Origin of the sequence: Eubacterium sp. AF36-5BH (genome assembly GCF_003460505.1) — a bacterium.
GTDB lineage: Bacteria > Bacillota > Clostridia > Lachnospirales > Lachnospiraceae > Eubacterium_G.
Genome location: NZ_QTVG01000014.1, coordinates 46,955 through 53,177 on the forward strand (window position 1 = coordinate 46,955; position 6,223 = coordinate 53,177).

The window sequence follows — 6,223 nt, forward strand, 5'->3', positions numbered from 1 at the left end:
TATCCTCCTCTTCTATAAAAATTTACAGCCACAGGCAATGCCTATGGCTGCAATCACTACTGCTGTGCTTAATATCAGCACTTTTATCATTTTCTTTTTTGATTTTTCAAAACTGTCCTTTTTATCTGTTTCAGTTCCGGTGCTTTTTCCTTCTGTTCCTATTTCGGTTTTCTTCTTTTCTGCCTCCATCTCCAACGCCACATCTTTTAACTCCGATACGTTTTCCGTTGACCTGTATATTAACGGTTTTACCTTAAACATGAAATGTATTCTTTTTTTCATCATCTGCATAAAGCTCATTCCGTTAAACGAATAAAATCCGCTGAGTGCAATCGGGGCAACGACAGGTATTGCAATATATGCTGATACCGTAAGTCCCACTTTTTTATAAGAAATCAAAACGATTGCACCTCCAACCAGTACACTTAACACCGAATCAATCAGCTGTTTTGCGGTAAGACCTAAAACTACCGATTCCTGAAACTTATCTATGTCCCTGTTTATTTCTACTGACACGTTAATCACCTACCTTGTCTTTTCTTCCTGTTTTTCTCTGTTAGCGTCTATGCCGCTCTCATATTTCTCCATCTGCTTGGGACAGAGTTCCCTCAATTTATCCACATTAAAAACATAAAGGGGATATTCACAAAAGCCGCTTCTAAGTGTAAGCCCTGTAAACTCCCCTAAATCATTATCCTTTATGAATTTTTCCATCTCCGGCATATTGTTGGTATCAACATAACCGCAGTATTTTGGAACATCAACCAGATTTACGGTTACGTTTCCATACGGTTCTGGATATTCTCCCTGTGTATTTATCAGTTCAAGAAATATATTGCCATTATCCGCATATTGACTCATTGTAAGCTCTACTGTTTCTTCTCCCCATTTTGATTCATATATCATCTGTTTTGCCATTATCTGCTTCCTCCTCTTATAATCCTAATGCTTTGCCTGTTAATCCCTGTGCTCCTTTGACCGTTCCTACCGTAAGTGCAATGGAAAACGTCATTTCGCACAGATAAATAAGTGTCTGCGTCCAGTCTGCATATTCTCCCGTAAACGATGGCAGTCCCGAATTAATGACTGCATTGCATACAATAATTGCAAGTGCCATTGTGACTGCTTCAAAAACCACAGACAGAAAATACCTTGCATAAGATGCTGCCGTATGGCTTACCATTCTATTTCCGCTTACAGTGGAAAATGCAATTGCTCCAAACGGAACAATTATCAGTATTTTTAAAAATCTGAAATATACCGTGTATATCAGGAAAAAACCGCAGACAATAATAACGATTGACAGTATTGATGCGAGTATCAGCATTACAAGGCTGGCACCAAATCCAAGATTCTTAATTACTTCTGCCTGCGTGCTGTTTATCGTAAGTTCAGTCATGTTTCCTGCACTGAGCAGCTTTACCAGATTACCTGCTGAACTGAAAAATGCTTTCATGATGGTTACGTTATTGGCAACCAGCCACTCAGCAATTCCTACTCTCATAAGCATTCTTAATATCACTTCAAATCTCATGTCCTCTTTAATGTCCACACTTTCCGAACAGAAACCGATAACAAAGAAAAGAACCACAAGTGAAGAACCTACCCCGACAAATATCGGCTCAATGCTCTCCACTGCACTCCACGGTCCTCCGCCCTTAAACGATTCAGGTGACTGACCTAAAAGTGAGAACACTAGTGATACCTGATTGTTCCAGAACCCAAATACCATCTCCAAAAGATCAAGTATCTGCTGTCCAAGTTTAAATATGTCCAACTTTCATCACCTCTCTTTCTCCGACATTTCCATACTAAAATCCCAAAATTCCAAGAACGGATGATATACCTGCCATCATTACTCCTGCCACAATTCCTTTCAGTGCCGAGTTCATTGTGGAGGAATCCTGCTGCTGATAAGCCTGTGCAAACTCCATTACATTTTTTGCAAGAATAATTACACCTATCGCCCCAATAATCGCGATGACAAGTGTTTTCAGGTTATCAAGCGGTTTTGTAACGGAACTTGTGTCTGCTGCCATTACATTTGTACATTCAATCGCTGTCATTGTTATCACACCCGATACTGCAGGTATGATGTTCTTCCTTACTCTGTTTATAAATCTTTTCATTCTGTTCTTCTCCACCACTCTGTTATCTGGTGTTAAAATATTTTCTTTTTCCATATCATTTTGCTCCTTCTTCATAAAATAAGCCGATACAAGGTCTCCCTCATACCGGCTGTTAGTAGTAAATATATAATAATCAGGCAATGCCTGTTGTATTGATTAGTAGGGCTTTCCCCGATGTGTTTATGCTGTAACCACCCCCTCTTTATGGCACGAAAAAAGCACCTCAACCCTATGGCTAAAGTGCTCTTGAATATCTTTATCTACTTTTAAATGAAATTAATCACAAACCGAAATTTGTCTATTTCTTTTTAGAATATAAGTTTGCCAATTCAGTTAATTCTTCTACCATATTTTCCCTCCAAATTACTTTTTGAATAAGCCACTCACAAGGAAATTCTTCACATAATCCACAGAATTGGACATTATGTTCTCTTGCACATTTATGTATTGGACAGCCGTCGGATAATGTCCATTCCATACAATGCCCATCAGACTCTATACAACCTTGACAACTGCCATTTTCTTTTTTCTTACACCCTACACAGCATTCTCCACAAGCAGTAATTGTTGTAAAATCTATATTATTTCTCATATTCTCGCCCTCACTAATTCAAATTTGATATCACTAAAAAATCTTTTAAATAAACATTATCATTATACCTTTATTTTTTTCATTAAAAAATTTTTTTCAATATCATTATGTTTTCATTATAGCTCTTCTATCTCCACAAACCACTCCGACTTAATGTGTGCATCATCCGAAAGTCTTAATATGAGATTCTCATCACATATAAAACTACTTTCAATCCATTCATCATATAATCTTAATATTACCTGCTTCAAAAATTCTACTGTCTTTTCGCAATCAGTTTTTGGTGGATTATTTATATCAAAAATCACTTCTGACAAAGGAATTAAATACTCCATACAATAATATTTACTATTATTACAATAATCAGAAATCATTCCATTAATACCAAGAAGCCATTCAATGTTTTGCATTATTTCAGGACCACTGGATAATACATTATAATAATTGTTTTTTTCTAAATATGACCTAAAAGCAAATCCATTTACACAATAATCCTGAGCAGTATTATATCCTAGCCTAGATCTTACATAATATATGTTACCACCATCATACTTAAATTCATTATCTAATGGTTGTAACTCCCCCTTATAAAACATATTAATATGACCCTCTCCTTTTTCAAATGTTACGTTATGCTTTTTAAAAAATTTAGATATTGAAGTATCTTCTAACAAAAAATCTGATACTAAATATTCATCAATACTTTTATCACAATTATCGAATGGCTAATCCCCATCGTCTTTCTTTCCAACAAAAGTTCTTTCCACTATATAATTCAGTCAATTAAGTTGGTTCCTTTAGTCTGTCACATAATTTCATATTCATCCTGAACATATGAATTGGTTCCCCTTTCTTTCCAAATAACCTTATAAATAAATTCTCCGTCATGTTTATTGAACCACTTCCATTCTTTCACACCAACAGCATGAATAATTGGCATTCCCATTCTATTGTTTCTAACAAGTGATAAATAATTTGCAACCACAAAATCTTGTTGTGCTATCAGTTGATAATATGTAGTTTCATCACCACTTTCTTTAGCTGCCCAAATATCATCTTCAAATTGATGAATACTTCCTACATATTCGTTATAAACACTAGCATCATAATAGTCCGTATAAACTATTTTTTGCTGACAACCACATTGTTGTACTATATCAATTTTTGTTTGATAATTACCCTCTACTTCCATAAATAAAATATTTATAATTGGATTCTTGCAAATACTACAATATGACGGATGGAGAAGTAATTGGATATCAGTTTTACTCAAATTCCAAAGTGCCTTGAATTCGAGTAAATAATTATTTACAAAGGATACCTCATCACATATATTTAAATCCTCAATATTTCTAATATTGGCATTTTGAGTCCAATTAAATGAACCAAACATACATAAATGTTTATCTATAACGCAAAATTTATGATGCATGATTCCAGCAAAGCTAACTAACCTTATATCAGCACCTCTCTCATTCAAATGCTCTATATGCTTTATATAACGTAAATTATTACAATCATTATTTAACAAGATTTCTATTTTCACACCTCGATTGAGTAATTCTTCTAAAACATACCCATAATGATTAAATAATCCACGCTACTGCTGCTTTAATGCTTATTTCAGCTTTTCTTAGTTCACATATAGCAATACTTTCTAAATTCGTAAAATAGCAATTAATCAAATTCTCTTCCTTCCTAAATACGCGATTTAGTACATTTTAATAAATTCTAAATCTTTATTTCACATAAGCACATTATATCATACCAAATGTGCTTATACGATTGCTTTTTACTGCCTTCTTATTATCTTTCTAAACTGTTCCGCCGACATCTCCGGATAAAAATATTCCATGATTCTTTCTCTTGGTATACCGTCAGCCATTGCCTTCTTCATTTCTGCCTTATGCTCCTCAGAATAATTCCAATGCAGAACACGGTTTGCAATTGTGTCCTCCCAATCTGGTTTCTTCCTGTCTTTGATTATTACCATATTGTTGCCACCATTTCCATCAGTTGAACTGCTTTGTTCTTCATCATCTGCATACTCAAGTTCTTTTTGCTGCTCCATATTGAATTTTGCTTTCTGCTCTTTTTCATCAAGCATTGTAAATCTTTTTCCAAGCTCATTATCTTCAATCATCATCAATTCGTCATAATCAAGTTTGTCAATGTAGACATTTTCTCCCTTATCTTTTAACCTTTCAAAATATGCAAGCGACTGTGTGTTCAGGATTTCAAAAGGAGGACCGATAACGACCGAATCCTCCTTTTTGGTGTGTATATATGCTTTTCCTTTACCATCGGCAGTCCATGCAAATGCAGGATGTTTAAACGGAATAAATTTATTATCCACAATGGGATCAAATCCCCTTATAAATATCAGGCATTTTTTATTGTCTAACTTTCTTGCCTCATCAGGTGTCATAAGTTCTCTGCCAAGAACATCGAAGTTTCTTGAACTGCTTCCCTGTCTGCCTCTTGTTTCACCGCTTGATTTTTTGTCAATTGTTCCTTTTCCAAGAAGCTCTGAAATATATTTGTGCGTACTTTGTTCGTTTCCGCCAAGATATATAAGGCTGTCACAATTCCCCGGAATTGTCTCCCATGTGTCTTTAAACAATGCTTTAATCTGCGCAAGATTCTGTATAATAATAACAGAACTTATTTCCCTGCTTCGCATTGTTGATAACAAGGAACAGAAATCATCCGGAAGTGCCACATTTGCAAACTCATCAAGCATAAATGTAACGTGTATTGGTAGTCTTCCACCGAAATTAAAATCTGCCTGATAATAAAGTTCCTGAAAAATCTGAGTATACAACATACCAATAATGAAATTGTAAGATTTATCTGAGTCAGGAATTACACAGAACAATGCTGTTTTTGTTTCACAGTCTCCGTTTACACCGATTCCTATATCTGCAAGATTCATTTCATCCTTTGACAAAATCCTTAATATTTTCCTGTTTTCAAGAAATGCAAGTCTTGAATTGGCACTAATAATAATGGAACGCACCGTATCTCCTGCACCCCTCATACATTTTTTGTACTGCTTTACGGCAGGATGGTTTGCACCTAACGGACTTGTTTCTTCAAGCACACTCATTATGGCATCAAGTTGTGACGGTTTTCCCTGCTCCTTTACCTCAGCTTTTCCCATAAGTTTAAGCACTGTTTCAAAATTCCTCTCATTCTTCGGTACCTCAAGCCATACATAATAAAACAATGCCTGTAAAAACATTCCCTCAGCTTTTTCCCAGAACGGATCTGCCGAGGATGTTCCTTTTGGCGTTGTGTTTGCAATAAGATTTGTTATCAGTTTTATCACATCTGTTTCTTCCCTGATATATGAAAACGGATTGTAACAGTCCGACTGTTCCATATCTATAAGATTGATGACCTTAACATTATAACCGTTGTTTTTAAGCATCTCCCCGGTGCTTCTTAAAATCTATAGCAATAGGTAAGGATTTGATATTATCTCCACCTTTTCCCCTGC

Annotated in this window: 7 protein-coding genes and 1 pseudogene; all 8 read right to left on the reverse strand. The window is 35.4% G+C overall.

Annotated elements, in window-relative coordinates:
• Window positions 1-12 precede the first annotated feature (12 nt).
• Complete coding sequence (locus DW006_RS11710; RefSeq protein WP_118000858.1) at window positions 13-516, reverse strand: PrgI family protein; 504 nt, start codon at window positions 514-516, stop codon at window positions 13-15.
• Window positions 517-525: 9 nt separating this feature from the next.
• Complete coding sequence (locus DW006_RS11715) at window positions 526-918, reverse strand: DUF4313 domain-containing protein (RefSeq protein WP_118000844.1); 393 nt, start codon at window positions 916-918, stop codon at window positions 526-528.
• A gap of 16 nt (window positions 919-934) precedes the next feature.
• The gene (locus DW006_RS11720) at window positions 935-1,777 is read right to left on the reverse strand and encodes a hypothetical protein (RefSeq protein WP_118000846.1); all 843 of its coding nucleotides are present in this window, start codon (window positions 1,775-1,777) and stop codon (window positions 935-937) included.
• Window positions 1,778-1,811: 34 nt separating this feature from the next.
• The gene (locus DW006_RS11725; RefSeq protein ID WP_118000860.1) at window positions 1,812-2,183 is read right to left on the reverse strand and encodes a hypothetical protein; all 372 of its coding nucleotides are present in this window, start codon (window positions 2,181-2,183) and stop codon (window positions 1,812-1,814) included.
• Between the two features lie 244 nt (window positions 2,184-2,427).
• Window positions 2,428-2,721: a DUF3795 domain-containing protein gene (locus tag DW006_RS11730; RefSeq protein WP_118000848.1), complete on the reverse strand. Its 294-nt coding sequence runs from the start codon at window positions 2,719-2,721 to the stop codon at window positions 2,428-2,430.
• Window positions 2,722-2,837: 116 nt separating this feature from the next.
• Window positions 2,838-3,317 carry a hypothetical protein gene (locus DW006_RS11735; protein ID WP_118000850.1) on the reverse strand — a complete coding sequence of 160 codons (480 nt, stop codon included), beginning with the start codon at window positions 3,315-3,317 and terminating at the stop codon, window positions 2,838-2,840.
• A gap of 209 nt (window positions 3,318-3,526) precedes the next feature.
• A pseudogene (locus DW006_RS11740) lies at window positions 3,527-4,279 on the reverse strand (phospholipase D-like domain-containing protein); the annotation flags it as partial.
• 234 nt (window positions 4,280-4,513) lie between these two features.
• Complete coding sequence (locus tag DW006_RS11745) at window positions 4,514-6,154, reverse strand: VirD4-like conjugal transfer protein, CD1115 family (protein WP_118000853.1); 1,641 nt, start codon at window positions 6,152-6,154, stop codon at window positions 4,514-4,516.
• Window positions 6,155-6,223: the final 69 nt, after the last annotated feature.